Here is a 23,856-nt window from a genome sequence, read left to right on the forward strand (position 1 = left end):
GGTGGCTTCCGAGAACCGGAGCGGAGCGTACTTTGGGTACGTGAGCGCCGGAAGCGCAGGAAGCCGCCGTTTGCAGGCCGGCTGAATATCAACATATCCTAAAGCGAGGCGTCGGTCAGCGACCTTTCCAGCCCCGACAAGTGGATGCCGCATTCGGTCTTGGCGTGCCCGGCCCAGCGGCCGCTGCGCGCGTCGTCGCCCGGTTGCACCGGCTGCGTGCATGGGAAACAGCCGATCGACAGATAGCCATAGGCGACCAGCGGGTTCTCACGCAGCGCATGCGCGCGCATGTAGCCGGCCTGGTCCGATGTCGTCCAGTGCGCCAGCGGATTGATGCGGATGCGCGAGCCGACCGCCTCGAACACCGGCAGCGCTGCCCGGGTCGCCGCCTGGAAGCGCTTGCGGCCGGTGAACCAGGCGCGGAACGGCTCGACGCCGCGCGCCAGCGGCTCGACCTTGCGCACGTCGCAGCAGGCGTCGGTGTCGGTCTCGTTCAGATTGCCGGTCGGGTCGATCCTTGCCAGCGCCGCATCGTCGGGCCTGATCACCCGGATATCGCTCAGCCCGAAATCGGCGGCCAGCGCGTCACGATAGCCGAGCGTCTCCTCGAAATGCTTGCCGGTGTCGAGAAAGATCACCGGCAGCGTGCGGTCGATCTCGGCGATCATGTGCAGCAGCACCGCCGAATCCGCGCCGAAGGACGAGACGGCGGCGATTTCGCCGTGAAAGAACTCCCGGGTCGACCGCTCGATGATCTCCAGCGGCTTCAGATGGCCGTAGAGAGCGTCGAGACCCGCCGCTTGGGCGGCGATGCCGGCCTCCACGTCGACAATACGGTCAAGCGGCCTTGGCTTCGCCAGCATAGAGCGCCTCCTTGAACGGCGCGGGACCGACTCGGCGGTAGGCGTCGATGAATCTTTCGTTTCTGTCCAGCCGAAGCCCGAGATAGGTCTCGACGATCTGCTCGATGGCGTCGGTGATCTCTTCCGAACTGAAGCCGCGGCCGATGATCTCGCCGACCGAGGTGTTCTCGTCGGCCGAGCCGCCGAGCGTCACCTGGTAGAGCTCGGCGCCTTTCTTCTCGACGCCCAGGATGCCGATATGGCCGACATGGTGATGGCCGCAGGCATTGATGCAGCCGGAAATCTTCAGCTTCAATTCGCCGATCTCGCGCTGGCGCTCCAACGAGGCGAAGCGCCGCGAGATTTCCTGCGCCACGGGAATCGAGCGCGCCGTTGCCAGCGCGCAATAGTCGAGGCCGGGGCAGGAGATGATGTCGCTGATCAGGTTGGAATTGGCCGTCGCCAGCCCGATATCGACAAGCGCGTCATAGACCGCCTTGAGGTCGGCCCGCGCGACATGCGGCAGGATCAGGTTCTGCTCGTGACTGACGCGCAGCTCGTCGAATGAATATTTTTCGGCAATGTCGGCGACCGCTTCCATCTGGCTGTCGGAGGCATCGCCCGGCGTCTCGCCAATGCCCTTGAGCGAGATGGTCACCGCCGCGTAGTCGGGATGGCGATGGGTGACCACATTCTGGTCCAGCCATTCGGAAAAGCGCTTCGAGTCGAGGCGGGCAAGCTTGACCGCCTCGTCGCCTTCCGGCCGGTCGACAAGCGGAGGCGGCGCGAAATAGGCATCGATGGCGCGGATGTCTTCTTCCGGCAGCCTCAGCTCGGCGTCCTTCAACTCCTGCCATTCGGCCTCGACCTGGCGGGTGATCTCCTCGACGCCGGTCTCATGGACCAGGATCTTGATGCGCGCCTTGAACTTGTTGTCGCGCCGGCCGTAGAGGTTGTAAACGCGCAGGATCGCCGTGCAGTAGGACAACAGATCCGCTTCGGGCAGGAAATCGCGGATCTTCTTGGCCACCATCGGCGTGCGGCCCTGGCCGCCGCCGACATAGACGGCGAAACCGAGCTCGCCGGCAGCGTTCTTCTTCAGGTGCAGGCCGATGTCGTGCGTCTGGATGGCGGCGCGGTCGCGCTCGGCGCCGGTCACCGCGATCTTGAATTTTCGCGGCAGGAACGAGAACTCCGGATGCACCGAGGACCATTGCCGCAGGATTTCGGCATAGGGGCGCGGATCGGCTATCTCGTCAGCGGCGGCGCCGGCGAAGTGGTCGGCGGTGACGTTGCGGATGCAATTGCCGCTGGTCTGGATAGCGTGCATCTCGACGCTTGCCAGATCAGCCAGGATCGCCGGGATGTCCGACAGCGCCGGCCAGTTGAACTGGATGTTCTGGCGCGTCGTGAAATGGCCGTAACCCTTGTCGTATTTGCGGGCGATGTGGCCAAGCATGCGCAGCTGCTTGCTGTTCAGCGTGCCGTAGGGCACCGCGATGCGCAGCATATAGGCATGCAGCTGCAGATAGACTCCGTTCATCAGCCGCAGCGGCCGGAACTGGTCCTCGGTGATCTCGCCGGCAAGGCGCCGCGCGACCTGGTCGCTGAACTCGGCGACGCGGGCCTTGACGAAATCGTGGTCGAACTCATCGTAACGGTACATATTCAGGTCTTTCCGGGCGCGTCCGCCCGTTATTTTCTTCGTTCGAGCATGATCGGGATCATGCTTGGGTCATCTATGCCGCGCGTGCGGCTTGCGGACGGGCCTGCTTGCCCAAATCGTTGCGGGTGGTCGGGCCGGCGGCACGGATCTTTTCACGCAGCCGGACCGCTTCGACCGTGCCGTTGGCCACGGTCACGTCGATCAGGTTGACGTCGACCACTTCGTTGTTGGCGGAGGCCTCGGCGCCGATCGCCTCCAGCCGGTCCTCGGCCGCCTTGTCATGGGCGATGTCGGCATGGTCGATGGTCTCGGCCCAGCCGCCATTGGCGTACCAGACGGCTATGCCGTCGGTGAGGCGGTTCGCGGTCAGGACTTTCATTGGTTCACTCCTTGCGCGGCAGCACGGGCCACGCTTTCCTGCCTGTGTGCCGCCAGCGGCTCGGACCGTTCGAAATTGGCGCCGGCGACCGCGTCGCCGATGATGGTCATCACCGGGCCGCTGAGGTCGGCGCGCGCCTCCAGCGACGGCAGGTCGGCGAGCGTGCCGTGGAAACGGCGGCGGTTGGCAAGGCTGGCATTCTCGACCACGGCGACGGCCGTATCCGGCGACAGGCCGGCTTCGATCAGCCGGCCGGCGACCTCGGCGGCGACCGAGCGGCCCATATAGACGGCGACCGTCGCGCCGGAAATGGCGAGCTTTGCCCAGTCTGGCAGCGAATTTCCCTTGAGGTCGTGGCCGGTGGTGAACACCATCGACGACGACACGCCGCGCAGCGTCAGCGGCAGTTCGAAATCGGCGGCGGCGGCGAAGGCCGCGGTGACGCCCGGAACCACTTCGTAGGCGACGCCGGCATCGCGAAGTGCCGCCATCTCCTCGCCGGCCCGGCCGAACACGAGCGGGTCGCCGGACTTCAGCCGCACGACACGCTTGCCGGCGTGGCCAAGCTCGACCAGCAGCGCATTGATCTCGGCCTGGCTCTTGGAATGGCACCCCTTGCGCTTGCCGACCGGCAGGCGCTCGGCATCGCGACGGCCCATGGCGACGATCGCCTCCGGCACCAGCGCGTCATGGACGATCACGTCGGCTTCCATCAGCAGGCGATGGGCGCGCAGCGTCAAAAGGTCCTCGGCGCCTGGACCGGCGCCAACAAGCGCGATATGGCCCGATGCCGGTTCTGTCGAAAGCAGCAGGCCGACGGCCGCATCATGCGCCTGCGAAAGCTCGCCGGCCTCGACAGCGCGGGCCGGCGCGCCGCCAAAGAAATCGCTCCAGAAGCGGCGGCGGGCATTGCCCTTCGGCAGCAGTCTTTCGGCGGTGTCGCGAAACGATGCGGCGAGCGCCGCGAGCGGACCGAGCGAGGGCGCCAGCATGCGGTCGATGCGGCTGCGCAGCATCTGCGCCAGCACCGGGCCGGCACCTTCCGTGCCGATGGCAATGGCGACCGGCGCGCGGTTGACCAGTGCCGGCGTGAAGAAATCGCATAGCTCCGGCCGGTCGACGGCATTGACCGGAATGCCCAGCCGGCGCGCATCCCCGGCAACGCGGCGATCGAGCGCCTCGTCGCCGCTGGCGGCAAACACCATCACCGCACCATTGAGATGTGCTGCATCATAGGCGTCGGCGATGTGGGCGGCCCCCGTCTCGGCGATAAAGGCCAGCAGCTCCGGGCTTGTTTCATCGCTGACGATGCGCAGCACAGCGCTCGACTGCGCGAGCAGCCGCGCCTTGGCCAGCGCTTCCTCTGCGCCGCCGACGATGGCTATGGCTTCGCCCTCGACCCGCATGAAGACGGGAAAGGCATTGAGCTTGGGCGTGGCTTGCGGCATGACGAGCGGAATCCTGGAACCGTTTGTCAGTTCTACGCGGGGGCGCGAAAAACCAGAAGGCACCCACTCGCGCATCGCTTCGTAGCAGGCAATCTCTTTTCTGCAAGCATGAAGGCCAAGAGAAAAATATTCCACATTCAAATGCGGAGCAGATTGAAGCTGCTGTTGCAGCCCTTGATCCGCTGCCTTTCTAGCGGCCGGAGGAGCTAACCACAAAACAGATTTTTCTAAATTCTATCAATTTAGTAGATTAAGCCGCCGGATGCCGACCGAGCCATCAAAGGCAGCCCGGCGCTCTCGCCGGCCCTTGTCGGAATACCGGGTCCGAGTGCCGGAACATTCCCGCCTCGGCACGCGTTTGCCTATGGGCCCAAGCCCGGTCATGCCCCTACGGCAAAGGCCCGGCGATGGGCTCGAAAAATCAAAAAAGGAGCGCCCCATGAGCAACGTCAGACTGAAACGCGGACTGTGGATCGTGGTGGCAGATGGCGAAAAGGCGCTGTTCCTCGAGAATCGTGGAGACGTCCAATATCCCGACCTTCAGGTCGTGCACGAGATGGAGCAGGAAAATCCGGCAACCCGAGAACAAGGCACGGACCGCCCCGGCCGCTACAGCGACGGCCCTTCCGTCCACCGCAGTGCGGTCGAGGACACCGACTGGCACCGTCTCGGCAAGGAGCGTTTTGCCGAAGAGATTGCCGACAGGCTCTACAAGCTCGCGCATCGCGGCAGCTTCAAGGAGATCGTGCTGATCGCGCCGCCGCCGGTGCTGGGCGACATGCGCAGGAAACTGCACAAGGAGGTCACCGACAAGATAACGGCCGAAATTCCAAAGACGCTGACCAACCACAGCATACCCGATATCGAGAACCTGCTGCAGGCGACCTGATCGGCATCGGCGGCGCGCAACTTTCGTTTCCGTAGCAAGCGCCCTGCTTGGAGCAGGCCGCGCCGGGTGGCAACGCTTGCCGGCTCTCCGTCTTTTGCCGCCTTGCCATCGATTTAATGGGATTGCGGGTTGTCTCGCGACTGTCGCAGCCTCCATACTGCCACGGCGGCGGCTTTTGGACGGCGCATGTCCGACATCGCGATTCCTGAAGGCGCTCCATAGACAATGCCGCATGACACGCCCCTTATCGCCACCATCGTCGCCGGTCTGGGGCTGGCTTTCGTCTTCGGCGCACTTGCCAACCGTTTTCGCGTGCCGCCGCTGGTAGGCTATCTCATCGCCGGCGTTCTGGTTGGACCGAACACGCCGGGTTTCGTCGCCGATGCCGGCCTCGCCAATGAACTTGCCGAGATCGGCGTCATCCTGCTGATGTTCGGCGTCGGCCTGCATTTCTCGCTGAAGGACCTGTTGTCGGTCCGCGCCATCGCCGTGCCCGGCGCCATTGTGCAGATCGGCTTCGCGACAGCCCTCGGCGCCGGCCTTGCCTGGATGCTCGGCTGGTCGATGGGCGCGGGACTGGTCTTCGGCCTGGCGCTTTCCGTGGCCTCGACCGTGGTGCTGTTGCGCGCTCTGCAGGAGCGGCGGCTGATCGAGACCGAGCGCGGCCGCATCGCCGTCGGCTGGCTGATCGTCGAGGATCTGGCGATGGTGCTGGCGCTGGTGTTTTTGCCGGCATTGGCCGGCGTGCTCGGCGGCCAAGAGCAGGTGGAGGTGCACTCCAGCGGTCTGCTGTCGCTGCCGGCGAGCTACGGCGTCTGGGGCGTCGTCGCCATCACACTGGCCAAGGTCGCGGCCTTTGTCTTGGTCATGCTGGTGGTCGGCCGCCGGCTTATCCCCTGGATCCTGCACTACGTCGCCCATACCGGATCGCGCGAACTGTTCCGGTTGGCGGTGCTTGCGATTGCGCTTGGCGTCGCCTTCGGCGCGGGCAAGCTGTTCGGCGTGTCGCTGGCTCTCGGCGCTTTCTTCGCCGGCATGATCATGAGCGAATCCGAGCTCAGCCACCGGGCGGCCGAGGAATCGCTGCCGCTGCGCGACGCCTTTTCCGTGCTGTTCTTCGTTTCGGTCGGCATGCTGTTCGACCCGTTCAGCGTGATCAGCAATGGCTGGCCGATCCTGGCGACGCTGGCCATCATCGTTGTCGGCAAGTCGCTGGCAGCCTTCGTCATCGTCGTCGTCTTCCGCTATCCGGTCGCAACCGCATTGATGATTTCGGCAAGCCTAGCCCAGATCGGCGAATTCTCGTTCATCCTGGCTGAAATCGGCGTCGGGCTGAAACTGCTGCCCGAACAAGGCCGCGACCTCATCCTCGCCGGCGCCATCCTGTCGATCGTCCTCAATCCGCTGATGTTTCTTGCCGTCGACCGGATGAAACCCTGGCTGGAAGCACGCGCCGGCAGGACGGCGCCGCCCGGCGAAGCAAGGCCGATCGGCCCGGCGACCGAGCCCGGCCAGGTGGCTTCGGTCGCGGCGCCTGCTAACGAGGATGGCCCACCGCCCAGGACCAGGCTGACCGGCCACACCATCCTGATCGGCTACGGCCGCGTCGGCAGTCTCGTCGGCACGGCGCTGAAGCAGGCCGCCCTGCCCTTCCTCGTCATCGAGGATGCCGACAAGACGTTGGCGAAGCTCAAGGCCGAAGGAGTCGAAACCGTGACCGGCAACGCGGCGAGTGGCGACGTGTTCGCCGCATCCAATCCCGAGGGCGCAAAGCGGCTGATCCTGGCCATTCCCAACGCCTTCGAGGCCGGGCAGGTCGTGCTGCGCGCCCGCGCCGCCAATCGGACAATCGAAATCATCGCCCGCGCCCATTCCGATGCCGAGGTCGAGCACCTCAAAAACCTTGGTGCCGACACCGTCATCATGGGCGAACGCGAGATCGCCCGTGGGATCGTCGAAGTGGTGACGGGGGCGGTCTGACCCAATTCATCTGGCCGGCCTGAGAATGACCGCGTGCCGTCCCGGTGGAGATTCGGTTTTCCGCCGCCGGCCATCCGAGGAATGACATGCACCGTGTGCGCGTTTAATTGTGGATCATCGCGGCCCATTTTGCGCGAAAACCTGATGACTAGATTTCCCGGTGACGCCAAGGTGATCGTAGCAGTTGTGCGGGTTTTGCAGTGGTTAGGCTGGATTAGCGCCCCGGCAAGATTGCCTGCACATTGGGTTGACGATGACCTCAACGATGAAACTGCCAGGGAGTGACTAGCCAGACGATCAAAACTCAGTCGACGGTTCGGGTTCCTCATGTGCGGACGTAGAGCACATCTGAGCAAGAAACTGCATCTGGTCGACGAGATCCTCAAACCCTTCGTTGCGGAACTTGGCTTGCAGTCTAAAAGATGAAACCGCCAAATACTCACGCATCTCTAGCAGTCGGTCTTGAAGCTCCGTTAAATCACGCTTGCTGGCAATCAGACGACTACCTGGGTGATTCCCCATCACTTCCCGGATGCCGGAGGCTGCCTTGGTAACTGTATAAGCGGCGGTTCGCAGGCCATTTTTCGGTTCGGATTGAAAATGGAACGGCCGATATCCTTCACCGGATTGGACCGCTAGGGAACGACTTGCAATCTCGAAGCACCGACGCAGAAAACCTTCCAATTGGACCTCGACCAGCTTGTCTGTTTCAGCCCTCTGTAGAATCGTGGTTTGTTCCCCAATGAATTTCGCTTGGTTGTGCGCCTCGGCCGCCTGTTGTTTGGCGACCTGACGATTTTGCTGGAACTCAAGTCTCGTTAGGCGAAGCTCGTCGCGCTGAAGGGCAAGCTCCTGAGATTGAACCATTGTTGCGATAAATAGCCAAAGAAACGCCAGGGGAGCGAACATGCCAGCCAAAGCATCCGCGAACTCATTCAACTGCAAGTCGGTTTTAATTTTTATGTAGCTTTCAGGCCCTGAGCTCCAGATCACCCAGACCACTGCTACAAAATAGATCCCGGTCAGGACAAATCCAAACCCGACCCAGCTGAAGATCTTTCTCATGGCCCACCGCTTCCTCACCCATCCTACTTTGCCCGCCTTGTGATTGTCCCGCCCCTAGCCGAGTATGTGAACTCGAGCGAAAGCCGAATCTCGCGGTTCTGTGGCCTTCCTCAATAGGATGAACTGGCCACCCACGTACCACAACGGGGGCGGTTGCGGTTATCAGGAGGATAAGCCGTGCAGGAAATCGTGAAAGCGATATTTGACCATTGGGCGATCGTCACGGCGAATCCGCAGTTCTTTATCGGGTTGATGACGGCAGCGCTCGCCCTGGGATTTGCCGCAGGGCGATTTCACTACAGGGAAAGGCTGGAAACCCTCAAAAGTACTAATGACGACTTCGCCAGGCAACTCGCCGACCTTCGGCATGAACCGAAGCTTGGCACCGATCAGGATGCCATCGTCCAGCATGGCATGGTGGTAGCCAAGGGCGTAGGTGTAACTCCGCAGCTAGGCGATGGGGTTTGCCTCTTCGAACGGATTGAAGGCAATGGTGAGTTCAACCATTCCGCCAGTTTTTCCTACCGCGGCACAACAATGCGCATTCAGACATTTATGAACTCGGCAGAGGGCAACTTCGGAGCGATGCGAACACAGCTTTTTAGTAAAGTGACTGCCGAACTGGTTTGAAATCAAGCATACCGCGACCGATCTACCGAATCGCAGGTCGCCACTGGGAACGGAACCGCACGTTGGATAGCTCGCCTGGAAAGCCTTCTACACGTGCTGGCCGCCGTTGATGTGGATTTCCGAGCCGGTCACGTAGGACGCCTGCTGCGAGCACAGGAAGAAGATGATATCGGCAACTTCCGCCGTGGTGCCCAGCCGTCTCAGCGGAATCGTCTCGACGATCTTTTCCGTGCCCGGCGACAGGATCGCGGTGTCGATCTCGCCCGGCGCAATCGCATTGACGCGAATGCCGTGGGGGCCGAAATCATGCGCCATCTCGCGGGTCAGCGAGCCGAGTGCCGCCTTCGACGTCGCATAGGCGGTGCCGGCGAAGGGGTGCACCCGGGTGCCGGCGATCGAGGTGACGTTGACGATCGAGCCCTTGGCCGATGCCAATTCCTTGAACAGTCCGCGCGCCAGCATGATCGGCGCAAAGAAATTCACCTGGAAGACGTCGCGCCAGACATGCATCGGCGTGTCGATCGAGTTCATGCGGCTGTTGCCGTCCTTGAGCTTGGGCGAGATGCCGGCATTGTTGACCAGCGCATGCAACTGCCCGCCATGCGCCTCGAGCCGGTGGCGGATTTCCGAGATGGCGATGCCGACATCCTCCTGGTCGGCGAGATCGACCTTGATGTGGTCTTCCGGTCCGGCCGGCCACGGGCAGTCGTCGGCAAAGGCCTGGCGCGAGCAGGTGATGACGCGCCAGCCTTCGCGTGAAAAGCGCTTGACCGTGGCATGGCCGATGCCGCGGCTGGCGCCGGTCAGCACGATGGTTTTTCTGGTGTCGGTCTCTGCCATTCGCGGTCTCCAAACGGGAGATGTAGCGGAACGCGGCAGCGGTGGCGAGGGGGCCTGTTGTTCAGCCGCCTGTCAGGATGTCCAGGATCGACGTCTGCCGCTTCTTGACCGGGCCGCCGACATTGCCGGGCGGCACCGGGTGCTTGATCGATCCGGTGGCGCTGTCGACCCCCGGCATGGCCAGGCCGCCGGCATCGACCGTCTCGGCAGGACGCACGGGTCGCGAAGCCGACTGGGTGGCTGCCACAGGCGGCGCCGATTGGCCAACGGAAGCGACCGGCGCCGGCGGCGGCGTGTCGGACGGTATGTCGTCCGGGACGATGGTGTCGGGCGGCGTCGACTTCCAGGTTCCGGGCAGCGGCCGCACCGGCACGCCCTCATGCGCGGCGACCATGAACTCATGCCAGGCCTGCGCCGGCAGTGCGCCGCCGGTGACCTTCTTCATCGCGCTGCCGTCGTCATTGCCGAACCAGACGCCGGTGGTGAGATTGGCGGTATAGCCGATGAACCACGCGTCGCGCGAGTTCTGGCTGGTACCGGTCTTGCCGGCTGCCGGCCAGGCGAACGCCGCCTTCCTGGCGGTGCCGATCTCGACCGTGCCGGTCATCATCGAGTTCATCATGCCGACGACATCGGGCTTGACGACGCGCGGCGCGCCGCCGCCATTGTTCTCGTAGAGCACCTTGCCGTCGCTCGTCGTGACGCGGCGGATGAAATGGATGTCCGGCTTGTAACCGCCATTGGCAAAGGGAACATAGGCCGAGGTCAGTTCCAGCGGCGTCACTTCCGAGGTGCCGAGCGCAATCGAAGTGTTGGCCGTCAGCTCGGACTGGATGCCCATGCGGTGCGCCGCCTCGACCACCGCATTCGGCCCGACTTCCATGGTCAGCTGCGCGGCCACCGAGTTCAGCGATTTTGCCAGCGCCGTCGCCAGCGTCACCTTGCCGAAATATTTGCCGCCGTAATTGTCGGGCGTCCAGTTGCCGATCTTGATCGGCGCGTCGTTGCGCACGCTGTCGGGCGTGCGGCCGGATTCCAGCGCCGCCATGTAGACGAACGGCTTGAACGCCGAGCCCGGCTGCCGGCGCGCTTCCGAGGCGCGGTCGAACTGGCTGGTCGAATAGTCGTAACCGCCGACCATCGCGCGCACCGCGCCGGAATTGTCGATCGACACCAGCGCGCCCTGGCTGACATTGAGCTTCTTGCCGCTCTGGTCGATCAGCCGGCGGATCGATTGCTCGGCGAGTTTCTGCAGCGTCAGGTCGACAGTCGTGTCGACGACGATATCGCGGCGCACGTCGCCGATCAGGTCGGGCAGTTCTTCCATGATCGTATCGGCGACGTAGTTTTCCGAGCCGGTCCAGTAGGACGGCGCGCGTGTCGCCGGCGCGCTCATCGCCGTGGTCTGCTCCTTGGCGCTGATCTTGCCCTCGTCGCGCATGGCAGCGAGCACCAGCTGCGAGCGCTGCTCGGCCGCCTTCGGGTCGCGCGCCGGCGACAGCCGCGACGGCGCCTTGAGCAGGCCGGCGAGAAGGGCGGCCTCCGACAGCGTGACGTCACGCGCGCTCTTGCCGAAATAGCGGCGCGAGGCCGCTTCGACACCATAGGCGCCAGAGCCGAAATAAACCCGGTTGAGGTACATTTCGAGGATCTGGTCCTTCGTATGCTTGTGCTCCAGCCACAGCGCCAAAAGCACTTCCTGCACCTTGCGTTCCAGCGTGCGGTCCGGCGTCAGGAACAGGTTCTTGGCCAGCTGCTGGGTCAGCGTCGAGCCGCCCTGCGAAAAATGCCCGCCCAGCACATTGGTCACCATGGCCCGGGAAAGGCCGATCGGGTCGATGCCGAAATGCGAATAGAAACGGCGGTCTTCGATGGCGATGACGGCCTCGGGAATATAGGGCGACATTTCGTGCAGGCCGACGGCCTCGCCGCCGCTCATGCCGCGATTGCCAAGCAGCTGGCCGTCGACCGAGACGATCTTGATGTTGGGGGCGCGGTCGGGAATGGCCCAGGTGGTGGCCGCCGGCATTTTCGCGCCGTAATAGACGACGATGCCGGCAGTGGCGATGCCGCCCCAGATGGCCAGCACGAAGCACCAGTAGAACAGCCGGGCAAGCACGCCGAACACGCCGCGCCGGCTTTTGCCGCGCCCGCCGCGCGGCGGCTTGACCTTGGACGATTTGCGCTTTGCAGCGGCTTTTCGGTTGCTCGGCACGACGCGGTCCTCCTCGCTTACCGAAAAACCGGCCGAGGATCTCGCCCCCGGCGATGCCTCGAAGCTGGGCTCGATGCGGCTGTCTTTCCGGTTCGCCATGCGCTGTGCTGTCTTCCCCATGCCTATGGCGTTGGGGTTGAAGACTAGATGCGGCGGTTTAAAGGCGGGTTAAGTCGGGAAAAATCGAAATAAACTGTATTCAGTCGCTTGCCGAACGGCTGCGGCCCGCGACAGCGCCAAAGCCGGAAATGAAAAACCCGCCTCGGCGGGCGGGTCGTTGGAGCCAATGAGCACCATAGCGAAATTAGTAGCATAGCTGCAGGCACAAAGCAAGAACAAAATTTGCTTTGCCTAAGAATAATCACTTCAGTTCGGCGGTTGCGACAACCCTCAGTCGTCGGCATCCGCATCGTCGGAGGCCGGCCGCCAGCTGATCGGCTCGATCTTCCTTTGCGTATGGCCGTCCGTATAGGCCCACCAGCCGGCGTCGCTTTCGTCCCAGTCGCCGCCGGCCGCCTTCAGCCGGTCGAGCGAACGGTATTGCGCGATGCTCTCGTTCATCACGCCGTCGCTGTCCTGCCAGTAGACGGTGACCTTGGAGCCGTCCCTCGGTGCCGTTTCGATTGATTTTCGGGCAGCCATTTCAATTCCTCCCGGCCGACGGCGTTAAAGTGCCAGAAGGCCATCAGCTGTGGGCGAAGATGTCCTCTTCATCCCAGCCCATCAGGTCGAGTTTCGCACGCGTCGGCAGGAAGCGGAAGCAGGCATCGGCCTCCCTGGTCCGGTTGTCGCGCGCCAGACGCGCGCTGAGCACGTCGCGCAGCCGGTGCAAATAGAGCACGTCGGAGGCGGCATATTCGAGCTGCTCGGGCGACAGCGTCTCGGCGGCCCAGTCGGATGATTGCTGCGCCTTCGACAGGCCAACGCCGAGAAGCTCGAAGCAGATGTCCTTGAGCCCGTGCCGGTCGGTGTAGGTGCGCGTCAGCCGCGACGCGATCTTGGTGCAGAACACCGGCTCCGGCATGACGCCGAAGGCATTGTAGAGCACGGCCAGATCGAAGCGGCCGTAATGGAACAGCTTGGTGATGCTGCGGTTCTTGAGCAGGCTGACGAGGTTCGGCGCCTTCTTCTGGCCGGGCGCGATCTGGATGACGTCGGCCGAGCCGTCGCCCGGCGAGATCTGCACGACGCAGAGCCGGTCGCGATGCGGGTTCAGCCCCAGCGTCTCGGTGTCGATGGCGACCGCCCCGACATCGTAATGCAGCAGGCCGGGCAGATCGTTTTTGTGGAAACGTATGTCGCTCATCGTCTTCTCCGGTCGCGGCCCCGTGCAGCGATGCGCGACGGACCGTGCCCGTCCTTGCCGCGATCCGGCGAAAAATCAACAAAAACTTGAGTCTGGCGCAATTTCAGCGTGTCAGCGCCTCGAGAATGCGCGCCCAGGAGCGCTGGCCCTTATGGAAGGAGCTCATCTCGTACTTCTCGTTCGGCGAGTGGATGCGGTCGTCGTCGAGACCGAAACCGACCAGCAGCGATTCCATGCCGAGATAGGTCTGGAAATCGCCGACCACCGGGATCGAGCCGCCGCTGCCGGTCACCACCGCTGGCTTCGGCCATTCGTCGGACAGCGCCTGCTTGGCCTTGGCCAGGAAGGGCGAGTCGTAGGAAAGCTGGATTGCCGGCGAGCCGCCATGCGGGTGGAATTCGACCGAGCAGTCGGCCGGAACGCGCTCCCTGACGAATGCCTGGAAGGCGGCGCGGATTTTTTCCGGATCCTGTTTGTGGACGAGGCGGAAGGAGACTTTCGCCGAGGCTTGCGCGGCGATCACCGTCTTGAAGCCCTTGCCGGTATAGCCGCCGATAATGCCGTTGAACTCGGCCGTCGGTCGCGCCCAGGTCAGCTCGAGCAGCGAGCGGCCCTTTTCGCCGGACGGAATCGACAGGCCGATCGGGCCGAGGAAGGTCTCGGCCGTCTCGCCGAGCGACAGCCACGACTGCAATATCTGCGACGGCGTTTCCTCGACGCCGTCATAAAAACCCGGGATGGTGACGTGGCCATCCGCATCGTGGATGTCGGCCAGGATCTTTGCCAGGATGCGGATCGGATTGGCGGCCGCACCGCCATAGAGCCCGGAATGCAGGTCGCGGTCGGCGGCCGTCACCGTGATCTCCTCGCCGACCAGTCCGCGCAGCGAGACGCAGATCGACGGCGTATCGCGGTCCCACATGCCGGTGTCGCAGACCAGCGCGAAATCGGCCCTGAGCTCATCCGCGTTCGCCTCGAGAAACGGTTTCAGCGACGGCGATCCGGACTCCTCCTCGCCCTCGAACAGGATTGTGATTCGGCACGGCAATCCGCCATGCACCTGCTTCCACGCGCGGCAGGCCTCGACGAAGGTCATCAGCTGGCCCTTGTCGTCGGCCGCGCCGCGGCCGGTGATCACCTTGTGGCCGGGCTCGATCTCCTTGACCGCCGGCGCGAACGGGTCGCTTTCCCACAGCTCGATCGGATCGACCGGCTGGACGTCGTAATGGCCGTAAAACAGCAGATGCGGCGCGCCCGCCGGCCCATCGTGATGCGCGACCACCATCGGATGCCCCGGCGTGTCGCGCACGCTGGCGTCGAAGCCGATCAGCTTGAGCTCGGCGACCAGCCATTCGGCTGCCTTGCGGCAGTCGGCGGCGTAGTCCGGATCGGTGGAGATCGACTTGATGCCGAGCAGGCCGAACAGACGTTCGAGGCTCTGGTCGAAGTTCTTGTCGAGGCGGTCGAGGACGGGGGAAACTGCTGACATCTGGCGGGGCCTTTCGATTCTGGCGGCGAATCTAGAGCCCATACGGCGAAACGGAAAGCCCGCGACCGTTAGGCCACAAGGCAGGATCTTGTCGAAAGGCAAAAAAATGCCGCCGTGGTGGAGGGGGAACCACGGCGGCCTTACTCGAAACGATGCGGCAGCCCGGAGAGGGGGGATAGGCTGCCGCAAGTGTCCGGGATAGGCGGGGGACGGGCCTTGCTCCGGACTTCGGCGAAAACTGCCGATGGCGTTTATCTGTGTCTGCGAACGTGGCGATTCAAGGGCACAAAAATTACACTTTTGTAACATAGGCGTGAGCGAACAAAGCTCCGGCCAGGCCGCCATGGCAGGCCAAGCTCGCACGCCATTTGTCAGGGTGTTGCCGGAACCCTTGGCGGAAGCCGCCTTTGGCATGGACCGCGGCGCTGCGCCGCGCTATCCCTCGTGCCATGAAAAAAGGCGATCATCTCTTCCTTGTCGACGGCTCCGGTTACATCTTCCGTGCCTATCACGCGCTCCCGCCGCTGTCCCGCAAGTCCGACGGGCTGCCGACCAGTGCCGTGCTCGGCTTCTGCAACATGGTCTGGAAGCTGACGCAGGACGCCCGCAACACCGATGTCGGCATCGTGCCGACGCATTTCGCCGTGATTTTCGACTATTCGTCGAAGACCTTCCGCAACGACCTCTACCCCGAATACAAGGCCAACCGCTCGGCGCCGCCGGAAGATTTGATCCCGCAATTCGGCCTGATCCGCCAGGCGACCAGGGCCTTCAACCTGCCATGCCTTGAGACGGAAGGCTACGAGGCCGACGATTTGATCGCCACCTATTGCCGGCTTGCCTGCGAAGCCGGCGCCGACACCACCATCATCTCTTCCGACAAGGATCTGATGCAACTGGTCGGCCCAACGGTTGCCATGTACGACCCGATGAAGGACCGCCAGATCGGCGTTCCCGAGGTGATCGAGAAATGGGGTGTGCCGCCACAAAAAATGATCGACCTGCAGGCGCTGACCGGCGATTCGGTCGACAATGTGCCGGGCGTGCCCGGCATCGGGCCGAAGACGGCAGCGCAATTGCTCGAACAGTTCGGCGACCTCGACACGCTGCTCGCCCGCGCCGGCGAGATCAAGCAGGACAAGCGGCGCGAATCGATCATCGCCAATGCCGACAAGGCGCGCATCTCGCGTGACCTGGTGACGCTGAAGAACGACGTGCCGCTGACCGGGGGGCTCGACGAGTTCGTGTTGCACGCGCCGGACGGCCCAAGGCTGATCGGCTTTCTCAAGACCATGGAATTCTCGACGCTGACCCGCCGCGTGGCCGAAGCGACGGGAACCGACGCGGGCGACGTTCCAGCCACCCCCGTCACCATAGAGCGTGCCGATACCGCGCATGGCCCGGATATGGGTTTTGGCCTGCCCGCGGCCGCCGAGAGCGCACCGCCGTCGGACGAAGCGGCACTCGAAGCCCCGGCCGCAGCCAAGCAAGGCGACACCCCATCCCTGCTTTCGGCGCTTCGCCTGGAGGCTGCCACCGCCCGCAAGATCGACACCAGCGCCTACGCCTGCATCCGCGACGCCGCGACGCTGAAGGTCTGGATCGCCGAGGCGATGGAGAGAGGCATCGTCGCCTTCGACGTTAAAGCCTCCTCGCCCGATCCGATGCGGGCCGAACTGATCGGCCTTGCCATGGCCGTCGCGCCCGGCCATGCCGCCTATGTGCCGCTCGCCCATAAAAACGGCAATGGCGACCTGCTCGGCGGCGGCGCGGTCGAAAACCAGATCCCGGTCCGCGACGCGCTGGCGTTGCTCAAGCCGCTGCTCGAGGACAAATCCGTCCTCAAGATCGTGCACGACATGAAATACCGCCTTGTCGTCATGAGCCGTCACGACATCGAGATCGGCCCCTATGACGACACCATGCTGATCTCCTACGTGCTTGAGGCCGGCACTCATGGTGGCCATGGCCTGGAGGCGCTGGCCGATAAATGGCTCGGCCACGCGACCATTCCGCTGAAGGAACTGGCCGGTTCGGGAAGAAGCTTCGTCGGCCTCGATCAGGCCGACCTCGGCAAGGCGACGGCTTACGGGGCCGAGCACGCCGACGTCGCGCTCAGGCTCTGGCAGGTGCTGAAGCCACGGCTTGCCGCCAAGGGCCTGGTCTCGGTCTATGAACGGCTTGAACGGCCGTTGGTGCCGGTCCTGGCACGGATGGAGCAGCGCGGCATCTCCGTCGACCGGCAGATCCTGTCGCGGCTCTCCGGAGAACTGGCACAGGGTGCCGCACGGCTCGAGGACGAGATCTACCAGCTGGTCGGCGAACGCATCAACATCGGCTCGCCAAAACAGCTCGGCGACATCCTGTTCGGCAGGATGGGTCTGCCCGGCGGTTCTAAAACCAAGACCGGCCAGTGGTCGACCTCGGCGCAGCTTCTCGAAGACCTCGCCGCCGAAGGCCACGAATTGCCGCGTAAGATCGTCGACTGGCGCCAGCTGACCAAGCTGAAATCGACCTATACCGATGCGCTGCCCGGCTTCATCCATCCCGACACCAAGCGCGTCCACACCTCCTACGCGCTTGCCGCGACGACGACCGGACGGCTGTCGTCCTCGGATCCCAATCTGCAGAACATTCCGGTACGCACCGTGGAGGGGCGAAAGATCAGGACGGCCTTCATCGCCGACAAGGGCAACAAGCTGGTTTCCGCCGACTACAGCCAGATCGAATTGCGCGTGCTGGCCCACGTCGCCGAAATCCCGCAGCTCAAGCAGGCCTTCGCCGATGGCGCCGACATCCACGCCATCACCGCGTCTGAAATGTTCAACGTGCCGGTCGAGGGCATGCCTTCGGAAGTGCGCCGCCGTGCCAAGGCGATCAATTTCGGCATCATCTACGGCATTTCGGCCTTTGGCCTCGCCAACCAGCTGTCGATCGCGCGCGAGGAAGCCGGCGACTACATCAAGAAATATTTCGAGCGCTTCCCCGGCATCCGCGACTATATCGATGCGACCAAGGCCTATGCCCGCGAGCACGGCTTCGTCGAGACCATTTTCGGCCGCCGCATCCACTATCCGGAAATCAGATCGTCAAATCCTTCGGTCCGGGCGTTCAACGAGCGCGCCTCGATCAACGCACGCCTGCAGGGCACCGCCGCCGACATCATCCGCCGCGCCATGATCCGTATGGACGAGGCGCTGGAAAAAGCCAGGCTTTCTGCCCGCATGCTGCTGCAGGTGCATGACGAGCTGGTTTTCGAGACCGTCGAAGCCGAGGTCGAGGCGACGATCCCGGTCGTGTGCCACGTCATGGAGAACGCCGCCATGCCGGCGGTGTCGATGTCGGTGCCGCTGCACGTCGACGCCCGCGCCGCCAACAACTGGGAAGAGGCGCATTAGCGTGCGGACGTCCGCGGCCGACCAATTGCGATCTGTAGCGATCTTTCGCGCCCCCCTCTGTCCTGCCGGACATCTCCCCCACGAGGGGGGAGATTGGCAGCTTCGGCGCTGCATACCATCTTGCACCGTTGGAGATCGGCGAAAACGGGGATAATGGCCGATCTCCCCCCGTGTGGGGGAGATGTCCGGCAGGACAGAGGGGGGCGCTGTCCCGCCGACATCAAAAGGGTCGCCACCGCTATGTCGCGGCCTAACAGGGCTTCAAGCCGCCTCGGCCAAACACTTCGCACAAGTCCCGCGGAATTCGATCACCGCCTTCTTGGCGGCGAAGCCGGTCGAGCGTACCCATTCGTCGAGCCGGTGTCCGACATCGTGGTCGGAGAACTCAGTCACCTGGCCGCAGGTGTCGCAGATGGCAAACGCCGTCATCGAATGGCTGTGGTCGTGCGGCTCGGCACAGGCGACGAAGGAATTGAGGCTTTCGAGCCTGTGCACGAAGCCGGATTTCACCAGCGTGTCGAGCGCCCGGTAGACCTGCAGCGGCGCGCGAAAACCGCGCTCGCGCAGTTGGTCGAGCAACGTATAGGCGCTGAGCGGGCCGCTGGCGGCCTCGAGCTTCTCGAGAACGCAAAGCTGGTTCTTCGTCAGTACATCCCTTGCCGCCATGATCCTGTTCCAAGCCGCTCCGTGCCGATCGCTGCCATTTCGCAAGCAGTCGGACCTCTTCCACTGAGATAGCGACGAACTGCCATTTTTGCTACTGTTTCTATTCGCAGCCGGTGGTCGGCTGGCCGGCGGCGCCATATTCAAAATACTGACAAAATCCTCGGCCAGGCTGGCCGTGCTTGGAAATTCGATCGGGCTTGGGGAAGCAATCATGATCAAAGTGACGCGGCGGACGCTGCTTGCCGGCACGTCCGCGCTGGCCGCTGCCGGCCTGGTGCCGTTTCGGGCATTCGCAGCGGCGCGCACCTACCATGCGCTGCTTGTTGCCTGCACCGATTACCCGAACCTGCCGAAGAAAAACTGGCTGATCGGACCGAAAAACGATGCCGGCTTGGTGCGCGATTACCTCCTGGGGAACACGCCCGCGCCGGTAAAATTCCTGGCCGAAAACGTCACGCTGCTCGCCAAGGATGTCGAAGGCGCCAACGGACCGCCGACACATGCGGCGATCAAGGCGGCGTTGGCCGATCTTGCCGCCAAGGTCCAGCGCGACGATTTCGTCTACCTGCATTTGTCCGGTCACGGCGCGCAGCAGCCGGCAGCGAACAAGGGCGACGAGACGGACGGCCTCGACGAGATTTTCTTGCCGTCCGACATCGACAAATGGGTGAACCGCGAAAAGGGCGTGCCCAATGCGCTGGTCGACAACGAGATCGGCACCGCGCTCGACGCTATTCGCGACAAGGGCGCCTTTATCTGGGCCGTGTTCGACTGCTGCCATTCCGGCACTGCGACGCGCGCCGCCGAGGTCGACGACGAGTTGGAACGCAAGGTCGAGTTCGCCGATCTGGTCGGCGGCGACGACGCTGCCAGGGCGGCTGCGGTGAAAGCCTATGACGAGATTGCGTCGGCCGCGCCGCGCGGCTTTGACGAGGACGGGCAGCGCAAGCCGGCCTTCAAGCTGACGCCGACCGGCGCCGAGCCGACCACCAAGGGCAAATTGGTCGCCTTCTACGCGGCGCAGACGGTGGAGACGACGCCCGAGATGCCGCTGCCCAAGGGCACGGCCGATGCACCGCGTTTCGGGCTGTTCACCTTCACCATCCTGTCGAAACTGGCCGAGAACCCCAACATCACCTACCGCCAGCTCGGCCAGGCCGTGCTGCAGCAATATTCGGCGGACGGCCGCACCCGGCCGACGCCGCTGTTCGAAGGGGAACTCGACGCCCGCGTCTTCGGCACCGACAAGACCGACGCGGTCATGCAATGGCCGATCGTCATCGAGAACGACAAAGCCACGATCGGCGCCGGACTGCTGCATCGCCTCACCCCGGGCAGCAGGCTCGCAATATTGCCGTCGGCGCTGTCGCCGCTGTCCGAGGCGCTTGGCTATCTCCAGGTGCAGTCGGCGAAAAACCTGGAAAGCCGGGTCAAGCCGGTCGAGTTCGGCGGCAAGCCGGCGCTCAAGCTGGCCGACATCCCCGCCAATGCCTATGCGCGGCTGGCCGAGCTCGCCGTCGACTACAAGCTCGTGGTCGCGCGGCCGGCAGCGGCCAAAGGCCTCGAGAAAGAGGCCGCGCTGGCGAACTCGGTTCTCGACGAACTGGCGGCCAGGGAGAGCTCAGGGTTCCACATCGCGCTGGTCGAGCCGGGCAGGAGCGCAGATCTGCGTCTCGCAGTGCTGCGCGAGAACGCCATTGCCGGCGCCGCAGAAGATGCCACCGACGCGCCGGCGCTGTGGTTCCTGCCGGCTTCGGGCGACATGACGCTCAAGGACGGCAACAAGCCGCCGTTGATCGTCATTCATCCGGACGGCCGCGAAAAGTTGATCGAGGCCGCCGCAGGGAATCTGACGAAAATCTTCCGCGCCATCGGCCTGTCGAGGCTGGCCGCCGCTTCCGATTATCGGCCGGAAGAGGTCAGCGTCGAGTTCCGGATCAAGCGTTTTGACAGCGACACGCTGCAGCCGATCGAACCGTCGACGGTGCCGCGTGTTTCGCCCGACGATCAGGTCCACGTACTGGCCAGGAACGGTTCGACCAACCTGGTCGACATCAACGTGCTCTACGTCGGCTCCGACTATTCCATCCAGCATTTTCTTGCCGAGCGCCTGACCGAAGGCGCCGTGCTCGAGGAAGGCCTGTTCAAATTCACCGACACCAGCTTCGGCATGGAGCGGATGATCGCCGTCTTGACCGAGGCGCCGCCGCAGAGCGAGAAGCAGGATCTGAGCTTCCTGGCGCAAGAGGGGGTTGTCTCGGTAACGCGCGGACTGGGACAGCCAAGCTTCGCCGACATGCTGGCCGATATCAGCATGGCGCCGGCGACGCGTTCGGCCATGCGGCTCACCGACGACAAGGGATCGAAGGGCGCCGTGATGATCTTCCCGATGGAGACGGTGCCGCGCGCCTGAGGCGGGGTCAGGTGCCCGGCCGGGCCTCTTGCCTAATCGGCTGATAATGAACATTCTTCGACCGCCGCTGCCGGCGGCCGAACGGAACGGATGAGGGCGTTCGTGAACAGGATCGTATTTTCGTGGCGCGCAACAACCGCCGGCCTTGTCGCCGGGCTGTTGCTGGCCGCCAATGCTTCGGCGGACGAGGCTTGCGGCCTCTGCGCCAAGGAGGTCGTCATCAACTCCGAACTGGCGAGCTGCTTTCTCGACCAGTACGACCGGATCGCCAAAACCGGCAACACCGCCGTTGTCGTCGATCTCAGCAGCTGCGCCTCGCGCGGCGTGGTCGAACCATTGCCGTCGCCGAGCAAGGCGCAGGTGGCGCCTGACGTGCAGTTCATCGTTTCGCGCACGCAGCTGGATTGCCTGAAGAAGAAGCTGGAGGCGCCGGGCATCGTGCTCGACCCGTCCGCCACCATAGAACTGGACAGCTGCGGATGACGAAAGCGGGGGGCAACGCAACGCAGCAGGCAGTGACGGCGCCGGTACCGCAAAAGAAGCCGGTGTCGCTGCCGGAAACCGTCGAAGGCCTGCCGTGGGTGAGCAATCACGAGGTCAAGAAGGAGGCGAACCCGTTCACCGATCGCGACTGGCGCATGCTCGTCTATGCCTGGTCCGGATTGCTGGTGCGCCTGGCGATCATCTTCACCTTGATCTTTTCGGTCTACCAGTTCCTGGCGAACCAGGAGCAGAAGCGCGTCGAGCAAACGATGTCGCTGGTCGAGCTCTGGGAAAGCAAGGATTACCAGCAGGCGCAACGGGCCCTCAAGCAACGCCTGGCGGCGCTCAACGCCAAATACGGCAATCTGCTCAGTGCCAATCCGACGCCGACCGAGGAACAGGTGTTCAGACAGCGCATCGGCATCGAAGCGATGAGCGCAACCGGCGGCGACATGCCGCTTGCCGAGTTCAGCGACAATTTCGACCGCATCGTCTATTTCCTCAACCGCCTTTCCTTCTGCGTCGAAGGCAGGCTGTGCTCGCGTGAGGTCGCCGACTCCTATTTCCGCGACTATGCCGCTTCCTTCTGGAGCTATTTTGCCGGCTATATCGACAAGGAGCGCAAGGCCGGTTCACCGACTTTCGCCCAGCCGATCGAGAACTATGTCCGCCAGGCGCCACCCTCGGCCCAGTCCAGATAATCCCCGAAAAATGCGAAGCCGGCGACGGAAATGCTCCGCCGCCGGCAGGTTTTCCGCGACGATCGCGGCCGAAATTCTGCAAGCCTATTTGTACAGGCTGTTGATCCACTGGACGTTGATGGCGTTCAGGCGCACGGCGGTATTGGCATCCGGGCTCTCGGCCACGTTCACGCCGGTGATGACGCGCTGCTTGGAGCCATTGTCGTAGGCATAGACCGAGCTGCCGCTCGATCCTGGATACGTGTCGCAGTCGTACTGGAAATACTCGGTGGCGATGTGTTCGGCGAGCACTTCGCAGGTCGCCTTCCACATCGTGCCCATCGGCTTGTCGCCGGGATAGCCGACGATGTTGGCGGTGAAATCGCCGAGATCCACATAATTGGCATAGCCCAGCCAGCCGAGGTTGGTGCCGACATCCTGCTTCAAGGTGACGATGCCGAGATCCCATGGCACGACCGAGCCGTAAAAGCCCTGGTAATTGTCGATGAAGCCCTGGACGATATAGGCGCTTTCATAGGTGAAGGCGCCGAACGGTGCGTCGTCGGCAGTCTTGCCGTTGAGAGCCGGCACGAACAGGATATCGTCCAGCCAGGCCTTGTCTTCGTGGCTGTAGAGGCAGTGCGCCGCGGTGAGCACCGTGCGCGGGCCGATCAGCGTCGCCGAGCAGCTGCCATAGCTGCCGCTCTTCGATTTGCCTTCGAGGTAGCCGATCGCGGTGAACGGGTAGGTTTTGGTATTCTTGATCTGCTCCCGGTCGTCCGTCCCGAACACCTGGCGGCCGGCCTCTTCGCCTCCGCTCAGCCCGGAATTCTCGGACTTCTGTCCCTCGGCGGGCGCGTTCATTTCCTTGATGACAAGGTCCTTCAGCGTCTCGTTCGGATCGATCTTGATGTCCTTGCCATCGGCGGAGCGGCCGACGATGCCATAGGATTTGACGGCCGTTGCTTCGTCGGTGAGCGGCGCGGCGCGGTTGGCCTCGTCCTCGGTCAGTTTCGGCGGGGCGATCGGTTTCGCCCGGCCAGGCTTGTAATCGCCCGATGTCACATCCCGCATGCTTTCGCCGTTGCCGGCATTGGCGGAACCTGGATCGGCTGCCAAGGCAGGAACCGCCCACATTGCGGTGGAAAGCAACGCGGACGCAATAATGCACTGTGTCAGTTTTGTCATGGTGAGACTCTCCCAAAAGTCAGCAAGGACTGGATCAAGATACAGAAATATTGTCGAGATCGTGGTGGCGCAGAAAAATGAAATTGGTTACCGGTGCCTTTACCGGGCCATTATTCAGTGCAGCCAGTTTAGGTCCCCGCCAAAAATGCCTGCAACGGTATACTGCCTAAAATAATCCAACATTGGCAACGACAAATTGCTTCCACATAGCCCGTGGGGGGCTATAGGATTTTGGGCGGGTTTGGCTCGACAGCACGACTAGCAGAAATGGTGCTCGGC

The 23,856-nt window shown here is 63.5% G+C and carries 19 protein-coding genes; 7 read left to right on the plus strand and 12 right to left on the minus strand.

All coding sequences use genetic code 11. The annotated features are described in order from the left end of the window. Positions 1-98: 98 nt before the first annotated feature. From NKJ28_RS01990 to cysG, 4 genes are all read right to left on the minus strand, one after another. Positions 99-863 (minus strand): phosphoadenylyl-sulfate reductase, encoded by a 765-nt coding sequence (locus NKJ28_RS01990; protein WP_352448339.1) that lies wholly within the window; start codon positions 861-863, stop codon positions 99-101. Continuing rightward, positions 838-2,508: a nitrite/sulfite reductase gene (locus NKJ28_RS01995; RefSeq protein ID WP_352633765.1), complete on the minus strand. Its 1,671-nt coding sequence runs from the start codon at positions 2,506-2,508 to the stop codon at positions 838-840. The genes NKJ28_RS01990 and NKJ28_RS01995 overlap by 26 nt, the downstream gene beginning before the upstream one ends. 73 nt (positions 2,509-2,581) lie before the next feature. Further along, entirely contained in the window at positions 2,582-2,887 is a 306-nt protein-coding gene (locus tag NKJ28_RS02000) for a DUF2849 domain-containing protein (protein WP_352568239.1), read from the minus strand. After that, on the minus strand, positions 2,884-4,335 hold the full coding sequence (gene cysG, locus NKJ28_RS02005; protein ID WP_352568241.1) for a siroheme synthase CysG: 1,452 nt from the start codon (positions 4,333-4,335) through the stop codon (positions 2,884-2,886). Before cysG ends, NKJ28_RS02000 begins: the two co-directional genes overlap by 4 nt. Positions 4,336-4,774: 439 nt before the next feature. Here cysG and NKJ28_RS02010 point away from each other — a divergent pair, with 439 nt between their 5' ends. Further along, positions 4,775-5,224 carry a baeRF12 domain-containing protein gene (locus tag NKJ28_RS02010; RefSeq protein ID WP_023675241.1) on the plus strand — a complete coding sequence of 150 codons (450 nt, stop codon included), beginning with the start codon at positions 4,775-4,777 and terminating at the stop codon, positions 5,222-5,224. A gap of 225 nt (positions 5,225-5,449) precedes the next feature. Then, a complete protein-coding gene (locus tag NKJ28_RS02015) occupies positions 5,450-7,204 on the plus strand; it encodes a cation:proton antiporter domain-containing protein (RefSeq protein WP_352633768.1) in 1,755 nt (584 codons plus the stop codon). 297 nt (positions 7,205-7,501) lie between these two features. On the opposite strand, the gene NKJ28_RS02020 is transcribed toward NKJ28_RS02015, so the two are convergent. After that, complete coding sequence (locus NKJ28_RS02020) at positions 7,502-8,269, minus strand: hypothetical protein (protein WP_352633770.1); 768 nt, start codon at positions 8,267-8,269, stop codon at positions 7,502-7,504. 177 nt (positions 8,270-8,446) lie between these two features. Between NKJ28_RS02020 and NKJ28_RS02025 the strand changes: the two genes are divergently transcribed. Beyond that, the gene (locus tag NKJ28_RS02025) at positions 8,447-8,899 is read left to right on the plus strand and encodes a hypothetical protein (RefSeq protein ID WP_352633772.1); all 453 of its coding nucleotides are present in this window, start codon (positions 8,447-8,449) and stop codon (positions 8,897-8,899) included. A gap of 87 nt (positions 8,900-8,986) precedes the next feature. Here NKJ28_RS02025 and NKJ28_RS02030 read toward each other — a convergent pair whose 3' ends face one another. The 5 genes from NKJ28_RS02030 to NKJ28_RS02050 all read right to left on the minus strand — a co-directional run bounded on the left by NKJ28_RS02030 (position 8,987) and on the right by NKJ28_RS02050 (position 14,749). Then, positions 8,987-9,739, minus strand: coding sequence for an SDR family NAD(P)-dependent oxidoreductase (locus tag NKJ28_RS02030; protein ID WP_352633774.1), 753 nt, complete (start codon positions 9,737-9,739; stop codon positions 8,987-8,989). A 61-nt stretch (positions 9,740-9,800) separates the two neighbouring features. Then, a complete protein-coding gene (locus tag NKJ28_RS02035) occupies positions 9,801-12,053 on the minus strand; it encodes a transglycosylase domain-containing protein (RefSeq protein WP_352633776.1) in 2,253 nt (750 codons plus the stop codon). Between the two features lie 291 nt (positions 12,054-12,344). Then, entirely contained in the window at positions 12,345-12,596 is a 252-nt protein-coding gene (locus tag NKJ28_RS02040) for a hypothetical protein (RefSeq protein WP_023675238.1), read from the minus strand. Between the two features lie 43 nt (positions 12,597-12,639). Further along, positions 12,640-13,260 (minus strand): ribonuclease D, encoded by a 621-nt coding sequence (locus tag NKJ28_RS02045; RefSeq protein ID WP_023675237.1) that lies wholly within the window; start codon positions 13,258-13,260, stop codon positions 12,640-12,642. A gap of 103 nt (positions 13,261-13,363) precedes the next feature. Beyond that, positions 13,364-14,749, minus strand: coding sequence for a M20/M25/M40 family metallo-hydrolase (locus NKJ28_RS02050; protein ID WP_352633778.1), 1,386 nt, complete (start codon positions 14,747-14,749; stop codon positions 13,364-13,366). Positions 14,750-15,198: 449 nt separating this feature from the next. Between NKJ28_RS02050 and polA the strand changes: the two genes are divergently transcribed. After that, complete coding sequence (gene polA, locus NKJ28_RS02055; RefSeq protein ID WP_352634306.1) at positions 15,199-18,147, plus strand: DNA polymerase I; 2,949 nt, start codon at positions 15,199-15,201, stop codon at positions 18,145-18,147. Positions 18,148-18,408: 261 nt separating this feature from the next. Here polA and NKJ28_RS02060 read toward each other — a convergent pair whose 3' ends face one another. After that, positions 18,409-18,813, minus strand: coding sequence for a Fur family transcriptional regulator (locus NKJ28_RS02060; RefSeq protein WP_023675234.1), 405 nt, complete (start codon positions 18,811-18,813; stop codon positions 18,409-18,411). Between the two features lie 211 nt (positions 18,814-19,024). Here NKJ28_RS02060 and NKJ28_RS02065 point away from each other — a divergent pair, with 211 nt between their 5' ends. From NKJ28_RS02065 to NKJ28_RS02075, 3 genes are all read left to right on the plus strand, one after another. Next, on the plus strand, positions 19,025-21,226 hold the full coding sequence (locus NKJ28_RS02065; RefSeq protein ID WP_352633780.1) for a caspase family protein: 2,202 nt from the start codon (positions 19,025-19,027) through the stop codon (positions 21,224-21,226). Positions 21,227-21,328: 102 nt separating this feature from the next. Next, positions 21,329-21,709: a hypothetical protein gene (locus tag NKJ28_RS02070; RefSeq protein WP_352568253.1), complete on the plus strand. Its 381-nt coding sequence runs from the start codon at positions 21,329-21,331 to the stop codon at positions 21,707-21,709. After that, positions 21,706-22,410, plus strand: coding sequence for a DUF4760 domain-containing protein (locus tag NKJ28_RS02075; RefSeq protein ID WP_352448354.1), 705 nt, complete (start codon positions 21,706-21,708; stop codon positions 22,408-22,410). Before NKJ28_RS02070 ends, NKJ28_RS02075 begins: the two co-directional genes overlap by 4 nt. An 84-nt stretch (positions 22,411-22,494) precedes the next feature. On the opposite strand, the gene NKJ28_RS02080 is transcribed toward NKJ28_RS02075, so the two are convergent. Beyond that, on the minus strand, positions 22,495-23,577 hold the full coding sequence (locus tag NKJ28_RS02080) for a trypsin-like serine peptidase (protein ID WP_352456782.1): 1,083 nt from the start codon (positions 23,575-23,577) through the stop codon (positions 22,495-22,497). Positions 23,578-23,856 lie beyond the last annotated feature (279 nt).

It is taken from the genome of Mesorhizobium sp. M0145 (genome assembly GCF_040322355.1).
Classification (GTDB): Bacteria; Pseudomonadota; Alphaproteobacteria; order Rhizobiales; family Rhizobiaceae; genus Mesorhizobium.

Coding starts and splice junctions, on each gene's coding strand:
- NKJ28_RS02010 (WP_023675241.1), top strand. CDS start 4,775: ATGAGCAACGTCAGACTGAAACGCGGACTGTGGATCGTGGTGGCAGAT.
- polA (WP_352634306.1), top strand. CDS start 15,199: ATGAAAAAAGGCGATCATCTCTTCCTTGTCGACGGCTCCGGTTACATC.
- NKJ28_RS02050 (WP_352633778.1), bottom strand. CDS start 14,749: ATGTCAGCAGTTTCCCCCGTCCTCGACCGCCTCGACAAGAACTTCGAC.
- NKJ28_RS02030 (WP_352633774.1), bottom strand. CDS start 9,739: ATGGCAGAGACCGACACCAGAAAAACCATCGTGCTGACCGGCGCCAGC.
- NKJ28_RS01990 (WP_352448339.1), bottom strand. CDS start 863: ATGCTGGCGAAGCCAAGGCCGCTTGACCGTATTGTCGACGTGGAGGCC.
- cysG (WP_352568241.1), bottom strand. CDS start 4,335: ATGCCGCAAGCCACGCCCAAGCTCAATGCCTTTCCCGTCTTCATGCGG.
- NKJ28_RS02075 (WP_352448354.1), top strand. CDS start 21,706: ATGACGAAAGCGGGGGGCAACGCAACGCAGCAGGCAGTGACGGCGCCG.
- NKJ28_RS02000 (WP_352568239.1), bottom strand. CDS start 2,887: ATGAAAGTCCTGACCGCGAACCGCCTCACCGACGGCATAGCCGTCTGG.
- NKJ28_RS02040 (WP_023675238.1), bottom strand. CDS start 12,596: ATGGCTGCCCGAAAATCAATCGAAACGGCACCGAGGGACGGCTCCAAG.
- NKJ28_RS02080 (WP_352456782.1), bottom strand. CDS start 23,577: ATGACAAAACTGACACAGTGCATTATTGCGTCCGCGTTGCTTTCCACC.
- NKJ28_RS02015 (WP_352633768.1), top strand. CDS start 5,450: ATGCCGCATGACACGCCCCTTATCGCCACCATCGTCGCCGGTCTGGGG.
- NKJ28_RS01995 (WP_352633765.1), bottom strand. CDS start 2,508: ATGTACCGTTACGATGAGTTCGACCACGATTTCGTCAAGGCCCGCGTC.
- NKJ28_RS02060 (WP_023675234.1), bottom strand. CDS start 18,813: ATGGCGGCAAGGGATGTACTGACGAAGAACCAGCTTTGCGTTCTCGAG.
- NKJ28_RS02045 (WP_023675237.1), bottom strand. CDS start 13,260: ATGAGCGACATACGTTTCCACAAAAACGATCTGCCCGGCCTGCTGCAT.
- NKJ28_RS02020 (WP_352633770.1), bottom strand. CDS start 8,269: ATGAGAAAGATCTTCAGCTGGGTCGGGTTTGGATTTGTCCTGACCGGG.
- NKJ28_RS02035 (WP_352633776.1), bottom strand. CDS start 12,053: ATGGCGAACCGGAAAGACAGCCGCATCGAGCCCAGCTTCGAGGCATCG.
- NKJ28_RS02065 (WP_352633780.1), top strand. CDS start 19,025: ATGATCAAAGTGACGCGGCGGACGCTGCTTGCCGGCACGTCCGCGCTG.